At 60.7% G+C, this 24,646-nt stretch carries 27 protein-coding genes; 14 read left to right on the top strand and 13 right to left on the bottom strand.

All coding sequences use genetic code 11. The features are described 5' to 3' along the window. Window positions 1-18 precede the first annotated feature (18 nt). Window positions 19-462 (top strand): NUDIX hydrolase, encoded by a 444-nt coding sequence (locus tag SJY10_RS06130; RefSeq protein ID WP_386680561.1) that lies wholly within the window; start codon window positions 19-21, stop codon window positions 460-462. A 12-nt stretch (window positions 463-474) separates the two neighbouring features. Here the strand turns inward: SJY10_RS06130 and SJY10_RS06125 are convergent, their stop codons facing one another. Next, window positions 475-792, bottom strand: coding sequence for an isochorismatase family protein (locus SJY10_RS06125; protein ID WP_386680558.1), 318 nt, complete (start codon window positions 790-792; stop codon window positions 475-477). Between SJY10_RS06125 and SJY10_RS06120 the strand changes: the two genes are divergently transcribed. Beyond that, the gene (locus SJY10_RS06120; protein WP_386684730.1) at window positions 686-904 is read left to right on the top strand and encodes a hypothetical protein; all 219 of its coding nucleotides are present in this window, start codon (window positions 686-688) and stop codon (window positions 902-904) included. The two genes, SJY10_RS06125 and SJY10_RS06120, sit on opposite strands and share 107 nt — an antisense overlap. Window positions 905-1,079: 175 nt before the next feature. Here the strand turns inward: SJY10_RS06120 and argF are convergent, their stop codons facing one another. From argF to SJY10_RS06105, 3 genes are all read right to left on the bottom strand, one after another. Then, a complete protein-coding gene (argF, locus tag SJY10_RS06115; RefSeq protein ID WP_386680555.1) occupies window positions 1,080-1,982 on the bottom strand; it encodes an ornithine carbamoyltransferase in 903 nt (300 codons plus the stop codon). Between the two features lie 78 nt (window positions 1,983-2,060). Further along, window positions 2,061-3,230, bottom strand: a complete 1,170-nt coding sequence (locus SJY10_RS06110; RefSeq protein ID WP_386680552.1) for an aspartate aminotransferase family protein — start codon at window positions 3,228-3,230, stop codon at window positions 2,061-2,063. A 187-nt stretch (window positions 3,231-3,417) separates the two neighbouring features. Further along, the gene (locus SJY10_RS06105; RefSeq protein WP_386680549.1) at window positions 3,418-4,245 is read right to left on the bottom strand and encodes an ABC transporter permease; all 828 of its coding nucleotides are present in this window, start codon (window positions 4,243-4,245) and stop codon (window positions 3,418-3,420) included. Window positions 4,246-4,367: 122 nt separating this feature from the next. Between SJY10_RS06105 and SJY10_RS06100 the strand changes: the two genes are divergently transcribed. Together SJY10_RS06100 and SJY10_RS06095 are read left to right on the top strand one after the other, a co-directional pair. Beyond that, window positions 4,368-4,994, top strand: a complete 627-nt coding sequence (locus SJY10_RS06100) for a GcrA family cell cycle regulator (protein WP_386680547.1) — start codon at window positions 4,368-4,370, stop codon at window positions 4,992-4,994. A gap of 76 nt (window positions 4,995-5,070) precedes the next feature. Next, on the top strand, window positions 5,071-5,844 hold the full coding sequence (locus tag SJY10_RS06095; RefSeq protein WP_386680544.1) for an SDR family NAD(P)-dependent oxidoreductase: 774 nt from the start codon (window positions 5,071-5,073) through the stop codon (window positions 5,842-5,844). A gap of 8 nt (window positions 5,845-5,852) precedes the next feature. On the opposite strand, the gene SJY10_RS06090 is transcribed toward SJY10_RS06095, so the two are convergent. Continuing rightward, the gene (locus SJY10_RS06090) at window positions 5,853-6,953 is read right to left on the bottom strand and encodes an endonuclease/exonuclease/phosphatase family protein (RefSeq protein WP_386680541.1); all 1,101 of its coding nucleotides are present in this window, start codon (window positions 6,951-6,953) and stop codon (window positions 5,853-5,855) included. Window positions 6,954-7,082: 129 nt separating this feature from the next. Here SJY10_RS06090 and rimO point away from each other — a divergent pair, with 129 nt between their 5' ends. Together rimO and SJY10_RS06080 are read left to right on the top strand one after the other, a co-directional pair. Further along, window positions 7,083-8,477: a 30S ribosomal protein S12 methylthiotransferase RimO gene (rimO, locus tag SJY10_RS06085; RefSeq protein WP_386680538.1), complete on the top strand. Its 1,395-nt coding sequence runs from the start codon at window positions 7,083-7,085 to the stop codon at window positions 8,475-8,477. 9 nt (window positions 8,478-8,486) lie between these two features. After that, window positions 8,487-9,332: a DUF3800 domain-containing protein gene (locus SJY10_RS06080; protein WP_386680535.1), complete on the top strand. Its 846-nt coding sequence runs from the start codon at window positions 8,487-8,489 to the stop codon at window positions 9,330-9,332. A 79-nt stretch (window positions 9,333-9,411) separates the two neighbouring features. Here the strand turns inward: SJY10_RS06080 and SJY10_RS06075 are convergent, their stop codons facing one another. Together SJY10_RS06075 and SJY10_RS06070 are read right to left on the bottom strand one after the other, a co-directional pair. Then, window positions 9,412-9,759, bottom strand: a complete 348-nt coding sequence (locus SJY10_RS06075) for a YigZ family protein (RefSeq protein WP_386680532.1) — start codon at window positions 9,757-9,759, stop codon at window positions 9,412-9,414. Window positions 9,760-9,807: 48 nt separating this feature from the next. After that, window positions 9,808-10,338 carry a tetratricopeptide repeat protein gene (locus tag SJY10_RS06070; RefSeq protein WP_386680529.1) on the bottom strand — a complete coding sequence of 177 codons (531 nt, stop codon included), beginning with the start codon at window positions 10,336-10,338 and terminating at the stop codon, window positions 9,808-9,810. A gap of 141 nt (window positions 10,339-10,479) precedes the next feature. Between SJY10_RS06070 and SJY10_RS06065 the strand changes: the two genes are divergently transcribed. Next, window positions 10,480-11,133 carry a hemolysin III family protein gene (locus SJY10_RS06065; RefSeq protein WP_386680527.1) on the top strand — a complete coding sequence of 218 codons (654 nt, stop codon included), beginning with the start codon at window positions 10,480-10,482 and terminating at the stop codon, window positions 11,131-11,133. On the opposite strand, the gene SJY10_RS06060 is transcribed toward SJY10_RS06065, so the two are convergent. After that, window positions 11,130-11,882 (bottom strand): M48 family metalloprotease, encoded by a 753-nt coding sequence (locus SJY10_RS06060; RefSeq protein ID WP_386680525.1) that lies wholly within the window; start codon window positions 11,880-11,882, stop codon window positions 11,130-11,132. The two genes, SJY10_RS06065 and SJY10_RS06060, sit on opposite strands and share 4 nt — an antisense overlap. A gap of 138 nt (window positions 11,883-12,020) precedes the next feature. Between SJY10_RS06060 and SJY10_RS06055 the strand changes: the two genes are divergently transcribed. The 4 genes from SJY10_RS06055 (at window position 12,021) to SJY10_RS06040 (ending at window position 14,051) form a co-directional block, all read left to right on the top strand. Next, entirely contained in the window at window positions 12,021-12,260 is a 240-nt protein-coding gene (locus tag SJY10_RS06055) for a hypothetical protein (protein WP_386680522.1), read from the top strand. Window positions 12,261-12,279: 19 nt separating this feature from the next. Further along, the gene (locus SJY10_RS06050) at window positions 12,280-12,693 is read left to right on the top strand and encodes a GFA family protein (RefSeq protein ID WP_386680519.1); all 414 of its coding nucleotides are present in this window, start codon (window positions 12,280-12,282) and stop codon (window positions 12,691-12,693) included. Window positions 12,694-12,756: 63 nt separating this feature from the next. After that, window positions 12,757-13,335, top strand: coding sequence for a nitroreductase (locus tag SJY10_RS06045; RefSeq protein ID WP_386680517.1), 579 nt, complete (start codon window positions 12,757-12,759; stop codon window positions 13,333-13,335). After that, window positions 13,332-14,051, top strand: coding sequence for an EI24 domain-containing protein (locus SJY10_RS06040; RefSeq protein ID WP_386680515.1), 720 nt, complete (start codon window positions 13,332-13,334; stop codon window positions 14,049-14,051). Before SJY10_RS06045 ends, SJY10_RS06040 begins: the two co-directional genes overlap by 4 nt. Here the strand turns inward: SJY10_RS06040 and SJY10_RS06035 are convergent. Beyond that, on the bottom strand, window positions 14,008-14,301 hold the full coding sequence (locus SJY10_RS06035; protein WP_386680513.1) for a DUF1467 family protein: 294 nt from the start codon (window positions 14,299-14,301) through the stop codon (window positions 14,008-14,010). The two genes, SJY10_RS06040 and SJY10_RS06035, sit on opposite strands and share 44 nt — an antisense overlap. A gap of 90 nt (window positions 14,302-14,391) precedes the next feature. After that, on the bottom strand, window positions 14,392-14,796 hold the full coding sequence (gene mce / locus SJY10_RS06030; RefSeq protein WP_386680511.1) for a methylmalonyl-CoA epimerase: 405 nt from the start codon (window positions 14,794-14,796) through the stop codon (window positions 14,392-14,394). Between the two features lie 150 nt (window positions 14,797-14,946). Between mce and SJY10_RS06025 the strand changes: the two genes are divergently transcribed. Then, window positions 14,947-15,663 carry a response regulator gene (locus tag SJY10_RS06025; protein ID WP_386680510.1) on the top strand — a complete coding sequence of 239 codons (717 nt, stop codon included), beginning with the start codon at window positions 14,947-14,949 and terminating at the stop codon, window positions 15,661-15,663. A 58-nt stretch (window positions 15,664-15,721) separates the two neighbouring features. Here SJY10_RS06025 and SJY10_RS06020 read toward each other — a convergent pair whose 3' ends face one another. Then, complete coding sequence (locus SJY10_RS06020) at window positions 15,722-16,909, bottom strand: DUF1501 domain-containing protein (RefSeq protein ID WP_386680508.1); 1,188 nt, start codon at window positions 16,907-16,909, stop codon at window positions 15,722-15,724. 2 nt (window positions 16,910-16,911) lie between these two features. Beyond that, window positions 16,912-18,285 (bottom strand): DUF1800 family protein, encoded by a 1,374-nt coding sequence (locus SJY10_RS06015; protein WP_386680506.1) that lies wholly within the window; start codon window positions 18,283-18,285, stop codon window positions 16,912-16,914. 311 nt (window positions 18,286-18,596) lie between these two features. Here SJY10_RS06015 and SJY10_RS06010 point away from each other — a divergent pair, with 311 nt between their 5' ends. Continuing rightward, the gene (locus SJY10_RS06010; protein WP_386680504.1) at window positions 18,597-19,217 is read left to right on the top strand and encodes a L,D-transpeptidase family protein; all 621 of its coding nucleotides are present in this window, start codon (window positions 18,597-18,599) and stop codon (window positions 19,215-19,217) included. A 98-nt stretch (window positions 19,218-19,315) separates the two neighbouring features. Here SJY10_RS06010 and aspS read toward each other — a convergent pair whose 3' ends face one another. Beyond that, complete coding sequence (gene aspS, locus SJY10_RS06005) at window positions 19,316-21,094, bottom strand: aspartate--tRNA ligase (RefSeq protein WP_386680502.1); 1,779 nt, start codon at window positions 21,092-21,094, stop codon at window positions 19,316-19,318. A gap of 217 nt (window positions 21,095-21,311) precedes the next feature. On the opposite strand from aspS, the gene carB reads away from it, so the two are divergent. After that, the gene (gene carB, locus SJY10_RS06000; protein WP_386680500.1) at window positions 21,312-24,644 is read left to right on the top strand and encodes a carbamoyl-phosphate synthase large subunit; all 3,333 of its coding nucleotides are present in this window, start codon (window positions 21,312-21,314) and stop codon (window positions 24,642-24,644) included. Window positions 24,645-24,646: the final 2 nt, after the last annotated feature.

Raw genomic sequence — 24,646 nt, 5'->3', positions numbered from 1 at the left:
ACGTATTGAGTTCCGAGTATGTCGATAACTGAGAAATTTGGCGATCACGTCGCCGTTTCGCCCGAACCGCGGGTTCAGGTCGCCGCTCTTTGCCATCGTAAAGGTGCAAAAGGGCGCGAAGTTCTGCTTGTCACCAGTTCGCGGGGGCGATGGATCCTGCCGAAGGGCTGGCCGATTGATGGGCTGAGCGATGGCGATGCCGCGCTGCAAGAAGCATGGGAAGAGGCTGGCGTGCGCGATGGTCGTGTGACCGCAAAACCGATTGCCAAATTTGTCGGGGTCAAGCGTTTCGACAGCGGCGAGGAAATTCCGGCCCGTGTGCGCGTATATGGTGTTAAAGTGCGCCAGCTAGTGCGCAAATTTCCCGAACATAAGCGGCGCGAGCGGCGCTGGGTCAGCCTTGCCAAGGCTGCCAAGTTGTTGACGGAAAAGGGCTATGTGAAGGCGCTGCGCGCCATCTGATCGCGCTGCGCGTCACGGTGGTGCCGCAGGCCAGACCACTGTGTCGGCGGGGACATGGCGCGCGAAGTCAGCGCCGGATGCGGCAAGCGTGACTGACAGCACGATGCCTCGGTCTAGCACAGCGCCGTCTGGCCCTGTGGCGGAACAGCTGAACACCGCGCCTGTTACCAGATCAACGGCAAATCCCAGATCGGACGCCGCGCGCACGGTTGATAGCACGCAATTGTCAATCGCGGCCCTTGCCACGATCAGCCGCGTGGTCCCCGTGTCCTGCATTGCGATGGATAGCCCAGCATCGCTGAAACCTGATGAACTGTCTTTGAAAATCACTGGCCCCCGGCAAGGGCGCGGCGCAGGGCAGCGGCTGACCGCCCAGCTGGTCCGCACGAATGGCGGAGGCGGGATTGGGGTCATCGTTTTGGCCGGAGAGGGTCACCTTTGACCAGCCCGCGTTATGTGTAACGGACTAGATGGCTGAGACCTTGAAGCCGTCTCGGATCCATGGGCCAGTTTGGCCCGCCTGGTTGCAATGCGCGCGAATGCGGCAAGGCTATGCGCATCGCAGGAACAGTCTGCGCCGCGCGCCACTACGCGCGGCACGAACCGAAACGCTACGGTTACTTCAGGCAATACCGCATAACTGCCTTTTGCGCATGCAAACGGTTTTCAGCCTCGTCGAAAATGACGGAATGCGGGCCGTCCATCACGGCGCTGGTCACTTCGTCATCCCGGTGCGCCGGCAAGCAATGCATGAACAAGGCATCCTTGTTTGCCTGCGCCATCAGGGCTTCGGTCACCTGATAGCCGCGCAGCTGGTTGTGCCGCCGTTCCCGCGCGGACTGCGGATCGTGCATGCTGACCCAGGTATCGGTCACCACAAGATCGGCGCCTTGCACAGCCTTTTGCGGGTCGCGTTCGATCGTATAGAGCCCGTCGAGGGCGCGTTCGGGATCAAGCGGTTCCGGGCCGGAAAATACAAGGTCGAAGTCGAACTGTTTCGCCGCATGGGCAAAGCTGGCAAAGACGTTGTTGCCGTCGCCGGACCAGACGACCTTGCGTCCTTTGATAGGGCCGCGATGTTCTTCGAATGTCATGATATCTGCCATGATCTGGCAGGGGTGGGTGCGGTTGGTCAGCCCGTTAATCACCGGCACGGTGGCGTGTTCGGCCATTTCGTGCAGGGTAGCTTCTTCGAATGTGCGGATCATGATCATGTCGACATAGCGCGACAGCACGCGGGCCGTGTCGGCGATCGTCTCGCCGTGGCCCAGTTGCATGTCAGCCCCCGACAGCACCATCGTCTGCCCGCCCATCTGGCGCACACCGACGTCAAAGCTGACGCGGGTCCGGGTCGACGGCTTTTCGAAAATCAGCGCGACCATGTGGTTCGCCAAGGGCTGTTCTGTATCGGGGGTGCCTTTGGGCAGGCCGGCGCGGGCGTCTTTCATGCGGCGCGCATCGTCGATGATGGCGCGCAGATCGGCGGTGGGCGTGGTGTGGATGTCGAGGAAATGCGTCATGTCAGTCTTTCGTTCAGGCGTTGGACTGGGGGTTTCACACCCCCAGACCCCCGTGGGATATTTTCGACCAGAAGAAGGTCAAAGGGATGATGCGGCCTGATCAAGTAGATCGGTTGTGGCCGCGATATCGTCATCGGTCAGGTTGAGGGGCGGCAGCAGACGGATTACGTTGTCGGCGGCAGGGACGGTCAGGATACCGGCGTCATAGCCGGCCTTGACGATATCGGTGTTGTTCGCCTTGCACATCAGGCCCAGCATCAGGCCAGAGCCGCGCACGCCGTTGAAAACATCCGGGTGGGCAGCGGTGAGGCCTTCGAGTTTCTGGCGCAGGAGCGCGGCCTTGCGGTTGACTTCGGCCAGAAAGGCGGGGTCGGCGATGATGTCCATGACCGCGTTTCCGACAGCACAGCCCAGCGGGTTGCCGCCATAGGTCGAGCCGTGGGTGCCGGCGGTCATGCCGCTTGCCGCGGTTTCGGTGGCCAGGACGGCACCCAGAGGGAAGCCGCCGCCGATACCTTTGGCGACCATCATGATGTCCGGCGTGATGCCCGACCATTCATGGGCGAAAAGCTTGCCGGTGCGGCCCACGCCGCATTGCACCTCGTCAAAAATCAGCAGGATGCCGTGTTCGTCCGCCAGATCGCGCAGACCTTTCAGGCACTGGTCGGGCACGGGGCGGATGCCGCCTTCGCCTTGGACCGGTTCGATCATGATGGCGGCCACGGTGGGGGACTTTGCGGCCTCGCGCAGGGCGTCATGATCGCCGAAGTCCAGATGCACAAAGCCGGGCAGCAAAGGGCCGAAGCCTTTGGTCATCTTTTCCGAACCGGCGGCGGCGATGCCCGCGGAAGAGCGACCGTGGAAGCTGCCGGAGAAGGTGATGATGTCGGTGCGGTCCGGTTGGCCTGCGTCATAAAAATGCTTGCGCGCCATTTTGACCGCAAGCTCGCAGGCTTCCGTGCCGGAGTTGGTGAAAAAGACCGTGTCAGCGAAGGTGTGTTCCACCAGCTTGTCAGCCAGCGCCTGCTGCGCCGGGATCTGGTACAGGTTGGATACGTGCCAGACGGCGCCTGCCTGATCCGTCAGCGCCTTAATCAGCGCGGGGTGCGCATGGCCAAGGCTGTTCACAGCGATACCTGCGCCGAAGTCCAGGAAGCGGCGGCCGTCTGTCGTGGTGAGCCAGGCGCCCGCCCCTGTTTCGAAGGCAAGTGGTGCGCGGTTATAGGTCGGCAGAACGGTCGGGATCATAGGATCGGCCCTTATGGCAAACGTGAAGCCCGATTGATGCCCGCAAGGGGACGCCGGGTCAACGATAATGGCGGGAAGAATGGAACGTGCAGGGACGGACGCTGTTAGCGTCGGCGTCGAACGAAAAAAGGCGCACGGTTATCCATGCGCCTCTGTTAGCTGATGATGTGACTTTAGGGAAGTCTGTTTACGCCTTGAGCCGGTAGCCCTTGTCCAGCCAGCGCCAGACGACCGAGAGCACGACGACATTGGCGGCCAGCACGACGATCAGCCCGAGCCAAGGCGAGCTGTCGGAGACGCCGATCATGCCCCGGCGCACACCGTCGATGATGTAGAAGAACGGGTTGGCGTGAGACGCGATGCGCAGCGGCTCTGGCAGGGCGTCGATGCTGTAGAAGGTGCCCGACAGGAACGACAGCGGCGTGACGAGGAAGTTCGAAATCGCGGACAACTGGTCGAATTTATTCGCGAAAATGCCGGCGATCATGCCAAGCCCGCCCATGAACATCGACCCCAGCAGCACAAAGGTCAGAACCCAGCCGATATTCTGGATCTGCACGCCAAGGAATATCCACGACCCCAGGGCAATCACTGCGGCGACGATAAGGCCGCGGGCGACGGCACCGAACAGATAGCCGAACAGCAGCTCTGCCGCGGACAAAGGCGGCATCAGGGTGTCAACGATGTTACCGCCGACCTTGGCAGAGGCGAGGCTGGAGGAAGTATTGGCAAAGGCGTTCTGGATCACGGTCATGATCAGGATGCCGGGCGCGAGGAAGGTCATGAACGGCACACCCATCACATCGCCGCGTTGCGGGCCGATGGCGATGGTAAAGATCATCAGCAGCAGGCCTGCGTTAATCAGGGGGGCCATGACGGTCTGCGACCAGACGTTCATAAAGCGGCGCACCTCACGCAGGGCCAGCGTGCGGGTACCTTCCCAGTTCACGCGGCCAAAACGGCGCACGCCCATGGCTGGCTTTGACGCTGGGTGTGTGGCTGATTGGTCGGACATTGCGGCTTTCCTTATCTTTAGCGGGGCGGTCCTTCACTTCTGGTGCCCCAATGCTTAGAATAGGGGATCAAGAGATTAGACAAGGCCTCTTCTTGGAAAGAGGTCAGAGCGAAGGAAGCCATATGTCCTGGACAGACGAACGCGTCGAGACCCTGAAGCGGATGTGGGGCGAAGGCCAGTCGGCGAGCCAGATCGCCAAGGAACTGGGCGGCGTCACCCGCAATGCCGTCATCGGCAAGGTCCACCGTCTGGGCCTGTCAAACCGTGCTGGTTCAGCGAGCGCAGAGCCCGCAGCGGCCCCTGCCGCCGAGGCCGCGCCCGCACCGGTCGAAACGCAGGCACCTGTGGTCGAAGACAAGCCGCACATGCGCACGGAATCGGCGACGCCGACCCGCAAGCCCAAGCCTGATCCCGACGCGGCCGAGGTCGAGGAGCTGGACGAAAACGGTATTCCGATCAGCGCGGCGCGCCGGGCGATCATCCCCGCCGGCCAGCCCCTGCCGCCGCAGCCCAGCGCGAACGAAATTTCGCCAGAGGCACTGGCCAAGGTGAATGAGGTGGAAAAATCCGCCAAGCGCATCGGCTTGATGGAATTGACCGAAAAGACCTGCAAATGGCCTGTGGGCGATCCGGCAACACCGGATTTCTGGTTCTGCGGCCTGCCCAGCCAGCAAGGCAAACCCTATTGCGAAGCGCATGTCGGCGTGGCGTTCCAGCCGATGTCGTCGCGCCGCGACCGTCGCCGGTAAACGAACGATGATCCCGGTGCGCGCCTGTTGGCGGCGCACCGGGCCCCTGCCCCCCACATGATCGGATGCGCCACGTATGACCAATCTGGCTTTGATTACGGGCGCGTCCTCTGGCATTGGGCGCGAGTTTGCGCGCATTCATGCGCAGCGCGGCGGTGATCTGATTGTCGTCGCCCGCCGCAAGGACGCGCTGGATGCGCTGAAGGCAGAGCTTGAGGCCGCGCACGGCATCAGCGTACAGGTCGTCGCTGCCGATCTGATTGATGCGGCGGCGGTCCAAACCCTATGCGATGAATTGCGCGGGCAACCGATCGAGGTGTTGATCAACAACGCAGGATTTGGTGGTCAGGGTAGCCACGTTGATCGCAATCTGGGTAAAGAAATGGCGATGATCGACCTGAACGTCAAAGCCTTGGTCACCCTGTGCCACGACATCGGCGGCCAGATGGCCAAGCGCGGAACCGGGCGGATCTTGAATGTCGGATCGACGGCCGGCATGATGCCCGGGCCCATGCAGAACGTTTATTTTGCGACCAAAGCCTTTGTGCGTAGCTATTCGCTGGCTTTGGCCGAAGAGCTGCGCGCGCGCGGCGTGACGGTGACGGTGCTGGCCCCCGGCTATGTCGAGACGGAGTTTGCCGACACTGCGGACCTGCGCGGCACGGCGCTGGTCAAAGGTGGCGGCAAGACTCCGCAAAGCGTTGCAGCTTTTGGCTATGACAGCATGATGGCAGGCAAGCTGCATGTCGTAAACGAAAGCATGCTGAGCTTTGCAGTGAACTGGGTCATTCCGGTGCTGCCGCATCGCATGGTCTTGGGTCTTGCGCGACGGATGCAAACCAAGGCCTGACGCAGGCCTTAATGCTCGTCTTCCCAGTCGCTGCCAATCGCTTCGCGGTCGTTGGCTTTTTCCCGCGCAATCATATCTTTTGCGTCATCCAGTTCTTCTTTCGTCGCCGCGTCAGGGCGGGCTTCGGCCGCCTCGATCGGGGTCAGAAGCAGTTTGAAATACATCGGAAAATGGTCCGATCCGATGTGCGCCTCTCTGCGCATATCCAGCAGGCGGAACTGTGCGTCGTGAAACAGGTGGTCCAGCGGCCAGCGCATCCAGGGCATTGTGGCGCTGAAGGTATTGTAGAACCCGCGCCCGACGCGGGGGTCCAGCAGGCCGGACACTTCTTGAAAACGGCGGGTGGTGATGGACCAGGCCACGTCGTTCAGATCACCGGTCACGATGGCCGGCAGCGGATCGTCCCGCGCCTCGATCGCGGTCGAGGAAAGTTCGGCATCGCGCCCTTCGGTGTCCTGTTGCGGCACGGGAGGTTCGGGGTGCACGACATAAAGCCGAAACGCCAGACCGTCCGCTAGCGGCACCCGCGCCCGCAGGGAGGGCACGCCGTCGACAACCTTTTCTCTGAACGCCGCCTCTTCAAACGCGATCTTGCTATAGATCGCCATGCCGTAACCGGTATCCAGCGGGTGGGCATAACGATGCGGATAGATGTCGGTCAGCACGTCCAGCGCGTCGACCCAGTCCTGATCCACCTCGAGCGCCATCAGAATATCGGGCTGCACGCGGCGGCTGACATCGATCAGGCGGGTGTAATCGCGGTTCGACTTTTTCACATTCGCCGCCAGAAAGCTGACACTGCGGTCGTCCGCGACCTGTTCATCCTTGCGGGGACGCAGGGACTGTTTGTGCCAGACCGGCAGGTAGCGGCCGATATAAAACCCCTGCGCCAGAACACAGGGGATCATCAGGCCGATCACCCACATCCAGCCCGGCGGCATCATCACAGCCGCAACCACAATTAGCACGATGGCAAAGGCCAGCACCTGCTGCCGTGGAAAATCCGCGCCGCGGACCATGCCGTGCGATACTGTGGAAAAAGGGATAACCGTTGCCAGGACGATCACTGCCGCAACAAGCCACATCGTGATCAGTGAAAATGTCATCATGTGGCGCGGCGCCCTTTCATCCAAGTTGCGACGATAGAACGCACAGGGGCGCGTTTCGGTCCATCCTGCGCTGCTTTTATGTGATGCGCGACCCCTTTCCGCGCGGCGCGCCCCGCGCTAGAAGGGCGGATGACCCAGAACCCGCCAGATCTTCGCCCCGACCTTGCCCGCGCCCGCGTTGTGGACGCCCCCCGCCCCGGCCAGCCGACCATCGGCATGGTTTCCCTTGGCTGCCCCAAGGCACTTGTGGATAGCGAACGCATCCTGACGCGCCTGCGTGCCGAAGGCTACGCCATCAGTGCCGATTACCACGGTGCAGAGGCTGTGATCGTGAACACCTGCGGCTTTCTGGACAGCGCCAAGGCCGAAAGCCTTGATGCGATTGGCGAGGCGCTACAGGAAAACGGCAAGGTCATCGTGACCGGCTGTCTAGGCGCAGAGCCGGATTATATCCGCGAGCATCACCCCAAGATTTTGGCCGTCACCGGTCCGCAGCAATACGAACAGGTGCTGGATGCCGTGCATCTGGCGGTGCCGCCCAGCCCCGATCCGTTCATCGACTTGCTGCCCGCCCGCGGCGTCAGCCTGACACCGCGGCATTACAGCTATCTGAAGATTTCCGAAGGCTGCAACCACAAGTGCAAGTTCTGCATCATCCCCGACATGCGCGGCAAACTGGCGTCGCGCCCTGCCCATGCGGTCCTGCGCGAGGCGGAAAAGCTGGTGCAGGCGGGGGTCAAGGAACTGCTCGTGATCTCTCAGGATACCAGCGCCTATGGCCTTGATCGCAAGTATGACCTGAACCCGTGGAAAGATGGCGAGGTGCGTAGCCATATCCTTGATCTGACACGGGAACTTGGCCAGCTGGGCGCTTGGGTGCGGCTGCACTACGTCTATCCCTACCCCCATGTACGCGATCTGATCCCGCTGATGGCGGATGCGTCGAACGGCGTGCTGCCCTATCTGGATATCCCGTTCCAGCATTCGCACCCCGACGTGCTGCGCCGCATGGCGCGCCCTGCCGCCGGATCGAAAACGCTGGAAGAGATCGCCGCGTGGCGCGCGATCTGTCCCGACATCACCCTGCGGTCGACCTTTATCGTCGGCTACCCAGGAGAGACGGAGGCCGAATTCCAACACCTGCTGGACTGGCTGGACGAGGCGCAATTGGACCGCGTCGGCTGTTTCCAATATGAAAACGTTGCAGGCGCGCGGTCAAACGCGCTGCCCGATCACGTCGCGCCCGAAGTCAAACAGGACCGCTGGGACCGCTTTATGGAAAAGGCCCAAGCCATTTCCGCCGCCAAGCTAGAGGCCAAGGTCGGCCGCACGCTGGAAGTCCTTGTCGACGACATCGACGAAGACGGCATCGCCACCTGCCGCACTTGGGCCGACGCGCCGGAGATCGACGGCAACCTATTCATCGACGAGGGCACCGAAGGGTTGTCCGTTGGCGATATTGTTCGTGTTGAAGTTGAAGAAGCAAGTGAGTACGATTTATGGGGTGCAATAGTTCCAAGGTAAAATTTCTCTTTGTCTGATTATGAATACGTCCTTTTCATTGATGAAGCAGGAGACGATGGACTCGGCTCTGTCAGGCCTTCAGACCCAAACGGCTCTAGCGAATGGCTGGTAATAAGCGGCTTCTTAATTCGCAGACAGGATGAGGGAAGCCTTGATACTTGGATGGATGCCATCCGAAAAGATATCAATTCTACGCAAAGTCCGGTCATGCACTTCAAAAAGCTTAGCGCTACGAAAGCTAAACGCGCTTGCGATTTGCTATCGAAGCTAGAATGCCGCGCCTTCGTTGTAGTTTCGAATAAGAAAAACATGAAGAACCACAAAAATGATCGGGCAGCAAAAGCTGGTAGTACACAATGGTTCTACAATTTCTGCGTTCGACTACTCATGGAGAGAGTCACCGACTACTGCTTCACCAACAGCAATCAAAAGTTTGGCAAAACAACAAACCTAAAGGTGATATTCAGTCAACGGGGCGGCCACTCGTATGGTCAGACGAAGGCTTATTGGGAAAAGCTTAAGGCGCAATCCATCGGCAATACCACGTACCTAAAAAAAAGGCAGATACGACACCAAATCCTTCGGTTCGACCTTGTCGAGTATCTACCCCATTACATGAACACCGGACTTCAGTTTGCTGATGTCGTCGCAAGTGCGTTTTATCGCGCTGTTGACACCAGCGGTCCGAATTACGACGTAGAACCTGCAAAAAACCTATTATCAGTAATTGCGAAATCCGAAGGCAAAATCGCTGACTACGGCGTTGTTTTGCAACCCACACCTATTGAAACGGCACGGCTCTCTGACGAGCAGAAAAAAATATTCCAAGAATACGGTTACCGATTTCTTAGCTAACTCGAGGCAGGGCTAATTAGCTTAAGATAAGGCAACTCATCTGATGCATTTTCAGTCCACCAGAGCCCCCCATTAGCCGCTAAACATCCTCCAAATAAATCCGCACAGCGTCCTGCACCCTGCGGAACCGGTCGCCACCCAGATGAACGCCGCCGAACCAGCGCGTGACGACGATGATGTGGCCTTGCAGCCCTTCGCGTTCCAGCATGCGCAGGATGACGAGGCCGGCACCGGCCTCTCCGTCGTCGTTTTTGACGGGGCCATCGGGTAGCAAAACCGCCCAAGTGTTATGGGTGGCTTTGGCGAATTTCTTATTGCGGCACAAGGTTTTGACAAAGGCTTTCGCCTCTTCCACGGACGCCACTGGCCCTCCGGAGACGGCGTATTTCGACCCGCGGTCGGTTAGGGCGTTGGGGATAATCTTCATGTCCCCTTGATGCGGCAGACCGGGGCCTGCCGCAAGTCGCGTCCGGCCTTAGTGGCTGTAGGTGACGCCGGTGGCGACGGCGCTGGCCAGCGAAGCCTCTGCCCAGGTGCCACGTCCGCCGCGCATGCGGATTTCCGTCAGCTGCGCAAGGGCCAGATCGACCTGCCCCTGTTCCACCAGCGCCTGCCCCATATAGGACCGCGCCAACAGGTTGTCGGGGTTCACCGCAAGGGCGGTTTCATAAAACGCCATACCACCTGCCATATCGCCCGATTTGCGTGTGGCGAAGCCGCGGTAGGTGGCGACCATATCACCGGACTGGTCCTGCATCGTGTCCAGCACGTCCAGCGCGTCTGCATAGCGACCGTCATAGGCCAGTTCGCGCACGTCGTTCATGCGGGCGCTGTCGTCGTTGGTGGACTGCTCTGGCGTCATGCAGGTCTTGGTGGCCAAATCATAGACCAGCCCTTCGCTGCATTGCTGCGTCGTGGCGGTGGGCTTTGGCGGGACGGTGTCGGCCGATCCGGCGGCAAAAGCAAAGGTGGGGGCAAGGGTCAGGGCAAGGACGGCAAGGCGCATGAGAAGTCTCCGATCAAGGTCTGTCGTTCAGGGTGAACTGCGAATGTAGTGTGAACCACGGGCCGGGCGCGAAAAAAGTTTCACGCCGATGTGACCGCAGGTCACGGATGCGCGGCGGCACCGGTCGGGTATGGTGCATGCATGAGCAGATCGAAAACCGCCTATCCCGTCTACGCCCGGTCCGAACGGATCGCCGATGGCACCATGCATACGCTAGGTGTCGCCTTTGCCCTGCTGGGTGCAGCGGCCCTGCTGGTCTGGGCCGTCATGCGCGGCGCGGGTGATATTCCGGCGCTGGCAATCTATGGCGCGGCCATGATCGCCACCTTTACCGCATCGGCGTTCTATCACCTGACCCCGTGGGAGGCGCTGCGCCCCACCCTGCGCCGGATCGATCACGCGGCGATTTATCTGAAAATTGCGGGCACCTTTACGCCGCTGGCGGCAATGATCGCCACGCCCTTTGCTTATGCCATTCTGGGGCTGGTCTGGGCGCTGGCGGCCTGGGGCATAACCCGCAAGCTGTTTTTCTGGCAAGAACCGGGGCGGTTCGGCCCGGCGCTTTATCTGGTGATGGGCTGGCTGGCCGTCTTGCTGATCCCGGCGATGATCCGCACCTTTCCCGTGCCGGCGCTGGCCCTGCTGGCCAGCGGCGGGCTGCTGTATACGGTCGGCGTCGTGTTTTATACGTGGGACGGGCTGAAGTTTTCCACCGCAATCTGGCACGGATTTGTTCTGGCGGCGGCCGTGTGTTTCTTTAGTGGGATCTGGTTCAGCGTCGCGGCACTGTCCTAGGAATTCGTATACCCCAGCTGCGCGGCAGTGCGCGTCACCACGCGCACCCGGTCGGCGTTGGCAGGGTGTGTGCCAAGGAACGTGTTGCCCGGATCGGGAATACGGAAAAAGAATTCTGCACCGCGCAATGGGTTATAGCCCGCTTGGGCGGCAATGATGGTGCCAAGCGTGTCGGCCTCCAGCTCGAAATCCTTGGAATAGGTGCGCGCGCCGATGGCCGCGCCGAACTCTGCCGCCCGGCGCCCCACGTCAGGATCATCGGACAGGCCGACAAGCTGGCCCATGATCGCCGCACCAATGGTGGCATTGCGGCGCTGACGGTCAAGGTGGCCTTCGATATGGTGGGCAGCTTCGTGCGACAGGATAAAGGCGATTTCATCCGCATTGCGCGTCTCGGCCAGCAAGGCAACGGTCATGGCAATCAGCGGGCGCCCCGATGCATCAAGCGTCTGAAACGCATTGGGCTGCGCATTCGGATTCATGTCGATCGCGAATTCGAAATCGCAATTCAAAGCAGGAGAGCGGTCACGGCACATGGCCTCTGCCACCGGCTCTATCGCATCGACAGCCGCAATCAGACTGCGAACAGAGGACCTCGCATCAGGCTCTGCCGCGGCGACGGCGGCGGGCATGGTGTCCGGCATCTGCGGCGCGGCGGCGGGGGCTACCTGCGGCAGGCGCGCATCGGGCGATACGGCGCATCCCGCAAGACTGGCCGCAACGATGATACCGAAGGTCAGGCGATACATGGGCGGCCCTGATTGCGAATGGTTGCACCCCTATCTAACAGCCCAGCCCGCCCGCGCCAGCCCCGCACCCTCATAACCGCGCACGATTCCGAGAGAGCAGCCCTTTTCGCGGCGGATTTGCCGCGCTAGGCTGACGTTATGTTTACAATTGAACACGAATTCGACGCGACAGTCGTCACCTTGATCGACGATGCAGCCGCACACCGCCAGCAAGACGTGACAATTAACGCCTTTGACGATTGCGTCACTGTCAGTCAGTTCGATCCGCGACTGAATGCAGTGCACACGATTACACTGTCGCTGGCGCAATTACGCGACCTTGGGGCTGCGCTGGATCTGCCAGAGGGGGCCTATCAGCTGGGGCCAGCCAAGGCGTAAGGCGGGTGAACGTGAACAAATGCATTATCACCTGGATGACATGGCGGGATCCGAGATGACCCACTCTGGTGGCTGCAACTGCGGCGCGGTGCGCTTTACCGTGGCAGGCCCGCTGCCTGCGCCCAATGCGTGCCACTGCACACAATGCCGCAAGCAATCTGGGCACTACTGGGCCTCTGTCGACGTAGATCGCAGCGCGCTCCACCTGACCGGTGCGCCGCACTGGTATGCGTCATCGGAAAAGGTACGGCGCGGCTTTTGCGGCACCTGCGGGGCGTTCCTGTTTTGGGACCCGATGCAGGGCGACAAGACTGCCGTGGCGATGGGGGCTTTTGATCAACCGACCCAGACCCAGCTCGCCCTACATATTTTCGTTGCGGACAAAGGCGATTATTATGAAATCGGCGACGGGCTACCGCAGAACCTGCGCTGACGCGTTGCCCTGCGGGGCGCGCACGCCTATCTGCTGGTCAACCCCTGCACAAAGGACGCCGAAATGTCTCAGACCAACCAAGCTGCTCTCGACTTCATGCTGACCCGCCGGTCCTATCCGGCGCAGGCGCTGAAGGCACCGGTGCCCAACCGGGATCAGCTACAGACGATCCTGACTGCCGCATCGCGCAGCCCCGATCACGGCAAGCTGGAACCGTGGCGTTTCATTGTTCTGGGCCGCGATGCGCTGCAGGCAGTCGCCGATGCCCTGCCCGCCGAAGGAAAGCGCATTGGCATCCCGCAGGACAAGATCGACAAGCCGGTCATGACCTACAGCGGGGCGCAACTAGCGGTCGTTGTGGTCTGCTCGCCCAAAGACTCAGACAAGGTGCCCCAGTCGGAACAGGTCTTTGCCGTCGGCGGCGTCTGCCTTGGCCTCGTGAACGCAGCGCTGGCAAGCGGCTTTGGCGCAACATGGTTGTCAGGGTGGTTCAGCCATAACCGCGACTTTATCCGCGATCATTTTAACCTGGCGGACCATGAAACTATTGCCGGCATCGTGCATATCGGCAGCTGCGACGCGATCCCGTCGGACCGGCCACGCCCTGACATCGACGCGATCACCGATTGGTCTGTCTTGTGATTCTGACAGACTTTGCCAAGGCGCTGGGCCAGATGCCTGACCCGCGTTTTCGCCGCGTGCTATGGCTCGGGATTGGCCTGACGATCGCGCTGTTGGTGGCGATCTATGCGGGGGTGCTGCTGCTGATTGACGCCGCCGCCTCTGGCCCCCTGACCCTGCCTTGGATTGGCGAAGTCACGTGGATCGGCGATCTGCTAGGCTGGGGGTCGCTTGGCCTGATGCTGGTGCTGTCGGTGTTCCTCATGATCCCCGTGGCTTCGGCGATAACGTCCTTCTTTCTGGACGATGTGGCCGACGCGGTCGAAGCAAAACATTACCCCGCCCTGCCGCCTGCCCCGCGTACATCCCTCGCGGATGCGCTGCGCGATACCTTCAGCTTTCTTGGGCTGATGCTGATTGCAAACCTGGCTGCCTTTATCGCCTATGCAATGTTTCCGCCCTTCGCGCCGCTGATCTTTTACGCAATGAACGGTTTTTTACTGGGCCGCGAATACTTTCAGGTCGCCGCCATGCGCCGTGAAGGCCGCGCTGGGGCCAAGGCGCTGCGCCGCAGACATGGCACCACGATCTGGCTCGCAGGCGTCCTGATGGCGCTGCCCCTGTCGGTGCCGTTACTGAACCTCTTCGTGCCGATCCTGGGCGCGGCGACCTTCACGCACCTGTATCACCGGCTTAATTCCCGGCCAAAGGTTGCTGCGCGGACGGCATCCGGTTGAACCAATCCAGATCGCGTACGCTAATCACGCCCGACAGGATAATCGTGGCAAAGACGATCCAGACCCCCACGGCCCAAACCGTCGTCACCTTGGCCTTGCGCTTTAGCTGAGGGTTCGCAGGCGCCGACTTATGCGTGCCCGGCACCACCGCGCCATCCTCTCCCTGCGTTACCATGCGCAGAGGCAGGACGATAAAAAAGATCATCCACCAGATCACGGCAAACATCACAATGGCTGACGTGATACCCATAGTCTTAACCCTTTCGCAGGACGTGCCTGCCTTCTTCTGGTTTCAAATATCCCCGCCGGAGGCATCGGCTTTTCTTGAAAAGCCGAAACCTCAGACTTCCTCCAGCTCGACCAGCGTGCCGTTGAAATCCTTGGGGTGCAGGAACAGCACCGGCTTGCCGTGGGCGCCGAACTTGGGCGTACCGTCCCCAAGCACCCTTGCACCGCTGGCGGTCAGGCGATCGCGGGCGGCCAGCAGATCGTCCACCTCATAGCAGATGTGGTGAATACCGCCTGCGGGGTTCTTTTCCAGAAACTTCGCAATGGGGGATGCGTCCCCCAGCGGATACAACAATTCGATCTTGGTATTGGGCAGCGTGATAAAGATCACGGTGACCCCGTGGTCCGGCTGGTCCAGCGCCGGGCCAACATCTGCCCCAAGCGCGCCGCGATACTGTGCGGCCGCCGCTTCCAGATCCGGCACAGCGATGGCGACGTGGTTCAAGCGTCCGATCATGATGTTTCCCCTCCCCCTGAGTTTGACAACTTATGACGCGCGCCCATGCAAATGCCAATAAAGGCACTTGGTCGCAGGCGTATTAACCCGGTCTTTACGTTGCGGTGGTGTTCTAGGGGCAATTGAAACACGCACGGGGGCCGCCGACCGATGGACAACATTGACGACTTTATGACCACGCGCGCACCAACGGCGCAACGGCCTTTACTGGGCCTGACTGTATTGGTTGTCGAAGACAGCCGTTTCGCCTGCGAAGCCATGCGGATGCTCTGCCTGCGCTCTGGCGCGCGTATTCGCCGGGCGGACACATTGGCCAGCGCCCGCAAACACCTGTCGGTCTACCGCCCGACTGTGGTGATCGTGGATCTGGGCCTGCCTGACGGATCAGGTCTGGCACTGATCGAACAGCTGTCACATGCGCAGCCGCGAATCGATGTGATTCTTGCAACCTCTGGCAATCACGTGAGCGAGGCGAATGTCATCGCCGCCGGGGCAGACGGCTTTATCGCCAAACCCATCGCCAGCCTGGCGCAATTTCAGGCCGCAATCCTGATCCACCTGCCGCCAGATCGCCAACCACCGGGCCCCCGCTTGGTGAACGCTGATCAGGTGGAACCGGATATGGTGGCCTACCGTGATGACCTGTCGCATGTGGCCGATGTTCTGCAGCACGATGAGAGCCCGCAAACACTGGATTATGTGACACAATTTCTGTCAGGCGTTGCTAACAGCGCCCATGATCGCGACATGCTGGACGTTGTGCGCCGCCTGATTGCGGAACGCCAGGCAGATGCCAATGCGCGGCACGGGTTACAGGACCTGAACGATATGGTGCAGACCCGACTATCCGCAGCATCCGGCTTTTAGCCCCCACATGCGGCAGACCCTGCCAAAGGCATCAACGGTCGTCCCTGCCCCTGCCGCTTTACAGCAAAAATCCCGGCGCATCGCCAAGGTCAAGCCCTGGGAAAACAATCTGCTGAACCTGCGTTGCGGTCAGACCGAATAGTCCCTGCATGACCCAACCTGCAGCGGCGCGGACATCCCCGGTTGGCATCAGGTCGCGGCGTTCAAACAGGTCCGCCTCGGCCAGGCCCGGCCAGCGGCCCACTACCTGCCCGCCGCGCAGCGCACCGCCGGCATAGATCATCGCGCCGCCCGTACCATGGTCGGTGCCACGGGTGCCGTTTTCACGCGCGGTGCGGCCAAATTCCGTCATGCACAATACCGCAGTCTTGTCCCATTCCGGACCAAGCCCGTTACGCAGGGTCAGAATCGTTTGCGACAACCGCTTCAACGCCTTTGGCAAGGAATTGGCCTGCGTCTGATGCGTATCCCATCCGTTAACGGAAAAGCTGGCGATTCGCGTCTCTTCCCGCAGCCGGGCAGCGGCAAACTGGGCCAGATCCAGCTCTGACCCCGGTTTTGCCGGTGTTGCCATCATGTCGGAATCGCCGGCTTCGGTCATCGCAGCCTCTGTCGCCAGCGAATCCGCAATCGACACCGCCTGCAACGCAGCATCGCGAAACATGGCGTCATCGTGCAAGGTCAGTTCCAGCAGGCGGCGCATCTGCGGTGACAGATCGAACTTTGCCTCTGGTGCCCAGCGCAGGTGGGGTGCCGGTCCTTGCAGGATGGCCATATTTTCCTGACCCAAGGCATAAGCGGTTTCGGCCGTCATCCCCGGCACGACGGACATCATCCGGTTCAGCCAGCCACCTGCACCGCCATCGATCTGCAGGCTTCCGGCCTCTAAAATGTCTTGCCCGTCAAAATGGCTGCGCCCGTCGCGATAAGGGGTCGATACGGCGTGCATCACTCCCATCTGCCCGGCCTTCCACATCGGCATTAGGTCAGACAGCGCCGGGTGCAGCCCCCAGAAATCGCCCAGCGCCAAGGCCTTGCCGTCATTTAACGTCGGCCGCAGCGCCGCATAGTCAGGATCGCCCAGCGGGCGCACCGCATCAAGCCCGTCCATCGCGCCCCGTAGCACGATAATCACAAGGCGATTGTCCCAGGGGCCGGACGCCAGCGCCACGGGCGTCATGAACGGGCTGGCAGCCAGCGAGCAACCCAAGGCCGCACCCCTCAACAGGAAACCACGACGATCCATGCCTAAATCCTTTGAAACGCTGGCGAGGTAAGAACAAGCGCCACCCCGTCAGCCAAACTTTCGGCAGCTTCGGCTGCAAAAATCAAGTCCGCCGGAGCGGTCGAACCGACTGCCGTTTGCACGAACCTGCGCGGATCGGGCAGCGTGTCGACAAAATCTGCCGGGCTTGCCACGGCCCAACTGATCCGTCCGGCAAGGCCCTGCGGTGTAATCCAAGCGGCGGGATCCTCTGGCCAGCCGTCCGGACCGACGGGCTGTTCGACGGGCTGCCCCATCAGGCGCAAAGGGTCGGTCACATGACGCCGGAACTGTTTGGCATCCAGCGGCATGATCCGGTCAGCCCGCACCCCCAGCGCCCGCAGTCCGGCCGCGACATAGGTAAACGGCTGCCGCACCTTTGCGCGCGTCTGCACCCATGCCGCAGGATGCTGCAACATCGCCCCGGTCACAGCCAGCAGATCGCCGCCACTGTCCATAAAAGCCCGCGACATGCTGGCCACCAGATCCGGGTCCGGCGTATCAGACACGAAGTGCACAGCAAGCTTGCGACAGATATGGGTGGCCGTCTCTGGCCGGATCGCAAGATCCTCCAGCGCGCTGGTGATCGTCGCAAGCTCCGAATCGGCGCTATAGCGGCGGCCCATCACCACCTCTGCCCCTGGCTCTGCCTGTTGCGGCTTATAGGTCACCCCTTGCGTCGGATGAAAGCTAAGCCCGGTCAGCAATTCAGCCATCTGGGTGACGTCGGTCTGGTCATATCCGCCCCCCACCCCGATCAGGTGCAGTTCCAGCAGTTCGCGCGCAAGGTTTTCGTTCAGACCCCGCCCGCTTTTGATCCCCTGCACAGAGGTCGGCCCAAGCGAGCGGGTCTGTTCAAGATAAAGCAGCATCATCGGATGCATGACCACGGCCTTTACCATATCGGCAAAGCGGCCGGCGACATGGGGGCGAATGGCATCGGCGATATAGGGCGTGACCAAGTGGCGATGGTTCAAACTGCGGGCGATCACTGTGAAATGGTCAGCCCAAAACAAAGTCAGCCGTTCGCGCAGACCGTCCTGCGCCATGACGCAGCGCGCCAGCGTGGACAGCGTATTGTGACGGATCACATCGGCGACTTCGCGGTTTTTCTGACGCACTGCTTCTTTTGCCGCATCCTCTTGGTCGGTGCCCCGCGCTTCTCGGGCAGCCTTTTGCACCTCGGCGATAAAAACAAGCGTTGGCACCGTTGCGTCAAAGCCGGCAATCGGCAGCAAGGCGGCTGCCTGATCCGGCCCGCCCAGCTTGCCCAGCATGCTTTCAGCGTCCCAAGGTGGTTCGATCACAGGCGACAGGCCAGTACCGAACCGGGTTGCGGCGATAATTGGATCGAACATGATGAACAAAGCCCTGGCTGCGACGCCTTAGCCTATCACGGTCCGTGCGCCTTGGCCCATCCCCCACCGCATCACACTTTCGAAGACTGCAGCACATAAGTCCTTGGAACTTTGGAACGCTTTTGCACGTTGCGCCACGTAAAATGACGACAGGGCCAACATTTTACGACTGCCCCCAAACGGATCCTTTGCGATCCGGGCTGCCGATGCTTTTGCAACAACCGGACGCGCAGTTGTGACGCTGTTTTGCTTGCAAGACCGCCCCCTGATCGCCATTTTACACGCAATGATACGACCGACTGGAGTATGCCATGATTGACCGCCGCCGTTTTCTAACAACCTCGCTTTTGGGGGCTGGCGGCTTTGCGCTTCCGACCTTGCTGTCAGCGCAAGACGTCGCAAACCCCGATACCCCGGTCGAGGATGTGCCGCCGCCGTTCGATTTTTCACCCAAGCTGGTGCGGTTGGACAATCCGATGCCGCCGGGCGAAATCCACGTCGTCCCTGACGTTTATTCCCTCTACTGGACCCTCCCGAATGGAGAGGCGCTGCGCTATTATGTCGGTGTCGGCCGCGATGCGCTGTATATTTCCGGCACCTTTACCATCGGGGCCAAAAAGGAATGGCCCAGCTGGACACCCACCAAAGACATGATCGAACGTGACCCGGACAGCTATGCCAAATACGCCGATGGTATGCCCGGCGGTCCCGACAATCCCCTTGGTGCCCGCGCGCTCTATCTGTTCCAGCCAGAGGTAGGCGACACATTCCTGCGCATCCACGGCACGAACAAGCCCGACACGATCCGCACGGATGTGTCGAACGGCTGTGCCCGGCTGGTGAATGATCAGGCAATTGACCTTTATGACCGCGTGCCGATGGGAACGACGGTGTATCTATACGAAAAGGGCCTCCTGCCGCGCGCAACCTAAGGGACTGGCTTATAACGAAAAAGACCGCGCCAGAGTAATCCGGCGCGGTCTTTTTATGTATGCGGCATCGCTAAGCCCGAAGGCTTAACAATCACTTTTCAGCTCTCTGGCGGCAGAACGCGTAGGCGCAATTCGCGCAGCTGTTCATTCATCGGCTCGCTCGGCGCGCCCATCATCAAGTCTTCGGCGCGCTGGTTCATCGGAAACATGATGACTTCGCGGATGTTCGCCTCGTCCGCCAGCAGCATCACGATCCGGTCGATACCAGCGGCGCAACCACCATGAGGTGGGGCACCGTATTGGAAGGCGTTGACCATGCCGCCAAAGCGCTTTTCAACCTCGTCCGCGCCGTAGCCTGCAATTTCGAACGCCTTGAACATGATCTCTGGGCGGTGGTTCCGGATCGCGCCGGACACCAGCTCATAGCCGTTGCAGGCCAGATCGTATTGAAAACCAAGCACATCCAGCGGATCGCCGGACAGCGCCTCCATGCCGCCTTGCGGCATCGAAAACGGGTTGTGTTCAAAGTCGATCTTGCCGGTTTCTTCGTCGCGGGCATAGATCGGAAAATCGACGATCCAGGCAAAGGCAAAGCGGTCCTTGTCCACCAGGCCCAGCTCCTCACCGATAACGGTGCGGGCACGGCCTGCAACGCCCTCAAACGCCTCTGGCTTGCCGCCAAGGAAAAACGCCGCATCGCCAACGCCAAGACCCAGCTGCTGGCGGATCGCCTCGGTCCGTTCTGGGCCGATGTTTTTGGCCAACGGACCTGCGGCTTCCATGCCTTCGCCCTGATCGCGCCAGAAAATGTAACCCATGCCCGGCAGACCCTGCTGCTGCGCAAAGGCGTTCATGCGGTCACAGAACTTGCGTGACCCGCCCGTCGGCGCGGGAATTGCACGGATTTGGGTGCCGTCCTGTTCCAGCAACTTGGAAAAGATCGCAAAGCCGGAGCCTGCGAAATGCTCTGACACAACCTGCATCTTGATCGGGTTGCGCAGGTCCGGCTTGTCGGTGCCATACCACAGGGCCGCATCACGATAGCTGATCTGCTCCCATGTCTGGTCAACCTTACGGCCGCCGCCGAACTCTTCGAAAATGCCGCCGATGACTGGCTGGATCGTGTCAAACACGTCCTGCTGCTCGACAAAGCTCATCTCTAGGTCAAGCTGGTAGAAATCGGTGGGCGAACGGTCGGCGCGCGGGTCTTCGTCGCGGAAACACGGCGCGATCTGGAAATACTTGTCATAGCCCGACACCATGATCAGCTGCTTGAACTGCTGCGGGGCCTGCGGCAAGGCATAGAACTTGCCCGGATGCAGACGCGACGGCACCAGAAAATCGCGCGCGCCTTCGGGGCTGGACGCCGTGATGATCGGCGTCTGGAATTCGCGGAACCCCTTGTCCCACATCCGCTGGCGCATGGACCGCACCACATTGGACCGCAGCGTCATATTCTTCTGCATCGCCTCGCGGCGCAGATCAAGGTAGCGATACTTCAGCCGCGTTTCCTCGGGGTATTCCTGATCGCCAAAGACCTGCAACGGCAGCTCTTTCGCAGCCCCCAAAACTTCGATGTCGCGCACGAATACTTCGACTTCGCCGGTCGGCAACTTGGGGTTCACCAACTCGGGGCTGCGCGCCTTCACTTCACCGTCGATACGGATGCAGTATTCGGCCCGCACCTTTTCGACCGCAGCAAAGGCTGCAGAATCAGGATCGCACAACACCTGCGTGACGCCGTAAGTATCGCGCAGGTCCATGAAAAGGATACCGCCGTGGTCGCGGATGCGGTGAACCCAGCCGGACAGACGCACCGTTTTGCCAACGTCGGCGGCGGTCAGATCAGCGCAGGTCTGTGTGCGATAGGCATGCATGGGCGGTTCCTTCGGTCCAAAACGGGTCGCCCCGATACACCCCTTTGCCCTGAATAAGTCAAGCGCAGCACGCCCTTTGTTTATCGGCGCCCATTCATCTGGCCGGGTAAACTCCCGCCGGAGGCTCTTACTTTTGCAACAAAGCCGCACTCGCCCCTTGCACCCCGTCCCTGCGCTTCTATAAGGCGGAGAATTTGCAAAATCTTGGGGGCCTGCCATGCCAAAACGTGATGATATCAAGTCGATCATGATTATCGGTGCGGGGCCAATCGTAATTGGACAGGCCTGCGAGTTTGACTATTCCGGTGCCCAGGCATGCAAGGCGCTGCGCGAGGAAGGCTACCGGGTCATTCTCGTCAACTCCAACCCTGCCACGATCATGACCGACCCGGGTCTGGCCGATGCGACCTACATCGAACCCATCACCCCCGAAGTCGTCGCCAAAATCATCGAAAAAGAGCGTCCCGATGCCCTGCTGCCAACGATGGGTGGCCAGACCGGTCTGAACACGTCACTGGCGCTGGCCGATATGGGCGTGCTGGAAAAGTTTGGCGTCGAAATGATCGGTGCCAAGCGCGAAGCCATTGAAATGGCCGAAGATCGCGGGTTGTTCCGCGAAGCGATGGACCGGCTTGGCATCGAAAACCCCAAAGCGACGATCATCACCGCTCCCAAGAAAGAAAACGGCAAGTTCGACATCAAGGCTGGCCTGCAACTGGCGATCGAAGCGATTGAATACGTGGGCCTGCCCGCCATCATCCGCCCCGCCTTTACCCTTGGCGGCACCGGCGGCGGCGTGGCGTACAACCGCGAACAATACGAACACTACTGCCGTACCGGCATGGAAGCCTCCCCCATGGCGCAAATCCTTGTCGACGAATCCCTGCTCGGCTGGAAAGAGTTCGAGATGGAAGTCGTGCGCGACAAGGCGGATAACGCGATCATCGTTTGCGCCATTGAAAACGTCGATCCCATGGGTGTTCACACAGGCGATTCGATCACCGTCGCCCCCGCCCTGACGCTGACCGACAAAGAATATCAGGTCATGCGCAACCACTCCATCGCGGTGCTGCGCGAAATTGGTGTGGAAACCGGCGGGTCCAACGTGCAGTGGGCGATCAACCCTGCCGATGGCCGCATGGTCGTAATTGAAATGAACCCCCGCGTATCCCGCTCCTCTGCGCTGGCATCCAAAGCCACGGGTTTTCCCATTGCCAAGATCGCGGCGAAACTGGCTGTCGGCTACACGCTGGACGAGCTGGATAACGACATTACCGGCGTGACCCCCGCGTCCTTCGAGCCGACCATCGACTATGTTGTCACAAAGATTCCGCGCTTTGCCTTTGAAAAATTCGCAGGCTCCGAGCCGCATCTGACCACGGCGATGAAATCCGTGGGCGAGGCGATGGCGATTGGCCGCACGATCCACGAATCCATGCAAAAGGCGCTGGCCTCGCTGGAAACCGGCCTGACCGGCTTTGACGAAATCGCGATCCCCGGCGCACCGGACGCCGCCGCGATCACCAAGGCGCTGGCCAAGCAGACCCCCGACCGAATTCGCGTCATCGCGCAGGCGATGCGCCACGGTCTGACCGATGACGACATTCACGCTGTCACCATGTTCGACCCCTGGTTTCTGGCCCGTATCCGCGAAATCATCGACGCCGAAGCTGCGGTCCGCGCAAGTGGCCTGCCAACAAGCGATACCGGCCTGCGCAAGCTGAAGATGATGGGCTTTACCGATGCGCGTCTGGCGACCCTGACAGATATGACAGAGGCCGAGGTTCGTAACGCCCGGATCAAGCAGGGCGTAACAGCCGTGTTCAAGCGCATCGACACTTGCGGTGCCGAGTTCGAGGCGCAGACACCTTACATGTATTCCACCTACGAATCCCCGGTCATGGGCGATGTGGAATGCGAGGCGCGCCCCTCTGACCGCAAAAAGGTCGTGATTTTGGGCGGCGGTCCGAACCGGATCGGCCAAGGCATCGAGTTCGATTACTGCTGCTGCCACGCCTGCTATGCCCTGTCCGATCAGGGCTATGAAACCATCATGATCAACTGCAACCCCGAAACCGTGTCGACCGACTATGACACATCGGATCGGTTGTATTTCGAACCGCTGACCTTTGAACATGTCATGGAAATTCTGCGTGTCGAACAGGACAACGGCACATTGCACGGCGTTATCGTCCAGTTCGGGGGGCAGACCCCGCTTAAGCTGGCGAATGCGCTGAACGATGCGGGCATCCCGATCCTGGGCACCACGCCGGACGCCATCGATCTAGCAGAAGACCGCGAGCGTTTTCAGGATCTTGTGAATCGTCTGGGGCTGAAGCAGCCCGTCAACGGCATCGCGTCCACCGATCAGCAAGCGTTTGATATTGCCGCTGACATCGGCTTTCCGCTTGTGATTCGCCCGTCCTACGTTCTTGGCGGCCGCGCGATGGAAATCGTGCGCGATCAGGCCCAGCTGGAACGCTATATCTCTGACGCCGTGGTCGTGTCGGGCAAAAGCCCGGTGTTGCTGGACAGCTATCTGGCCGGCGCGGTCGAGGTGGACGTGGACTGCCTGTGCGACGGCGAAAACACCCATGTCGCCGGTATCATGCAGCACATCGAAGAAGCTGGCGTGCACTCTGGCGACAGCGCCTGTTCGCTGCCGCCCTATTCGCTGTCGGATGCAATGATTGCCGAAATCCGCGACCAGACCGAAAAGCTGGCCAAGGCGCTGCATGTCGTCGGCCTGATGAACGTGCAATTCGCGGTCAAGAACGAGGAAGTCTACCTGATTGAGGTGAACCCCCGCGCATCCCGCACCGTGCCTTTCGTCGCAAAAGCAACGGACTCGGCGATTGCCTCTATCGCTGCGCGTCTGATGGCGGGCGAGCCGCTGTCGAACTTCCCGCTGCGTCCGCCCTACCCCCATTCGGAAAACCCGATGGACGTGCTGCCGCTGGGCGATGCGTTCACGCTGGCTGACCCCAAAACGCCTTGGTTCAGCGTGAAAGAGGCCGTTCTGCCCTTCGCGCGCTTTCCCGGCGTCGACACGATCCTGGGACCGGAAATGCGGTCCACCGGTGAAGTCATGGGCTGGGATCGCAACTTTGCCCGCGCTTTTCTAAAGGCACAGATGGGCGCAGGCACAATCTTGCCCGAAGAAGGCTGCGTGTTTGTGTCGATCCGCGATGACGACAAGACGGACGCCATGGCAACCGCGTCACGCGGATTGATCGAACTGGGCCTGACCATCGCCGCCACGCGCGGCACCGCTGGCTGGCTGAAGGAAAACGACATCCCCTGCGAGATCGTGAACAAGATCTACGAAGGTGGCCTGACCATCGTGGACCGTCTGAAGGACGGACATATCGCACTGGTACTGAACACCACAGAAGGATCGCAAGCCGTTGAGGATAGCCGCGAAATCCGCGCTGTCGCCTTGAACGACAAGATCCCCTATTTCACCACCGCAGCCGCCGCACAGGCTGCTGTGATGGCGATGCAGGAACGCGCGAGCGGCGCAATCGATGTCCGCTCGCTTCAGGGTTAAGG

Source organism: Loktanella sp. R86503 (assembly GCF_042466455.1).
In the GTDB taxonomy this organism is placed as follows: Bacteria; Pseudomonadota; Alphaproteobacteria; order Rhodobacterales; family Rhodobacteraceae; genus Loktanella.
This window is presented reverse-complemented; position numbering and strand designations above follow the sequence as displayed.

Coding starts and splice junctions, on each gene's coding strand:
- SJY10_RS06130 (WP_386680561.1), top strand. CDS start 19: ATGTCGATAACTGAGAAATTTGGCGATCACGTCGCCGTTTCGCCCGAA.
- argF (WP_386680555.1), bottom strand. CDS start 1,982: ATGACGCATTTCCTCGACATCCACACCACGCCCACCGCCGATCTGCGC.
- SJY10_RS06110 (WP_386680552.1), bottom strand. CDS start 3,230: ATGATCCCGACCGTTCTGCCGACCTATAACCGCGCACCACTTGCCTTC.
- SJY10_RS06105 (WP_386680549.1), bottom strand. CDS start 4,245: ATGTCCGACCAATCAGCCACACACCCAGCGTCAAAGCCAGCCATGGGC.
- SJY10_RS06100 (WP_386680547.1), top strand. CDS start 4,368: ATGTCCTGGACAGACGAACGCGTCGAGACCCTGAAGCGGATGTGGGGC.
- SJY10_RS06095 (WP_386680544.1), top strand. CDS start 5,071: ATGACCAATCTGGCTTTGATTACGGGCGCGTCCTCTGGCATTGGGCGC.
- SJY10_RS06090 (WP_386680541.1), bottom strand. CDS start 6,953: ATGATGACATTTTCACTGATCACGATGTGGCTTGTTGCGGCAGTGATC.
- rimO (WP_386680538.1), top strand. CDS start 7,083: ATGACCCAGAACCCGCCAGATCTTCGCCCCGACCTTGCCCGCGCCCGC.
- SJY10_RS06075 (WP_386680532.1), bottom strand. CDS start 9,759: ATGAAGATTATCCCCAACGCCCTAACCGACCGCGGGTCGAAATACGCC.
- SJY10_RS06070 (WP_386680529.1), bottom strand. CDS start 10,338: ATGCGCCTTGCCGTCCTTGCCCTGACCCTTGCCCCCACCTTTGCTTTT.
- SJY10_RS06065 (WP_386680527.1), top strand. CDS start 10,480: ATGAGCAGATCGAAAACCGCCTATCCCGTCTACGCCCGGTCCGAACGG.
- SJY10_RS06060 (WP_386680525.1), bottom strand. CDS start 11,882: ATGTATCGCCTGACCTTCGGTATCATCGTTGCGGCCAGTCTTGCGGGA.
- SJY10_RS06055 (WP_386680522.1), top strand. CDS start 12,021: ATGTTTACAATTGAACACGAATTCGACGCGACAGTCGTCACCTTGATC.
- SJY10_RS06050 (WP_386680519.1), top strand. CDS start 12,280: ATGCATTATCACCTGGATGACATGGCGGGATCCGAGATGACCCACTCT.
- SJY10_RS06045 (WP_386680517.1), top strand. CDS start 12,757: ATGTCTCAGACCAACCAAGCTGCTCTCGACTTCATGCTGACCCGCCGG.
- SJY10_RS06035 (WP_386680513.1), bottom strand. CDS start 14,301: ATGGGTATCACGTCAGCCATTGTGATGTTTGCCGTGATCTGGTGGATG.
- mce (WP_386680511.1), bottom strand. CDS start 14,796: ATGATCGGACGCTTGAACCACGTCGCCATCGCTGTGCCGGATCTGGAA.
- SJY10_RS06025 (WP_386680510.1), top strand. CDS start 14,947: ATGGACAACATTGACGACTTTATGACCACGCGCGCACCAACGGCGCAA.
- SJY10_RS06020 (WP_386680508.1), bottom strand. CDS start 16,909: ATGGATCGTCGTGGTTTCCTGTTGAGGGGTGCGGCCTTGGGTTGCTCG.
- SJY10_RS06015 (WP_386680506.1), bottom strand. CDS start 18,285: ATGTTCGATCCAATTATCGCCGCAACCCGGTTCGGTACTGGCCTGTCG.
- SJY10_RS06010 (WP_386680504.1), top strand. CDS start 18,597: ATGATTGACCGCCGCCGTTTTCTAACAACCTCGCTTTTGGGGGCTGGC.
- aspS (WP_386680502.1), bottom strand. CDS start 21,094: ATGCATGCCTATCGCACACAGACCTGCGCTGATCTGACCGCCGCCGAC.
- carB (WP_386680500.1), top strand. CDS start 21,312: ATGCCAAAACGTGATGATATCAAGTCGATCATGATTATCGGTGCGGGG.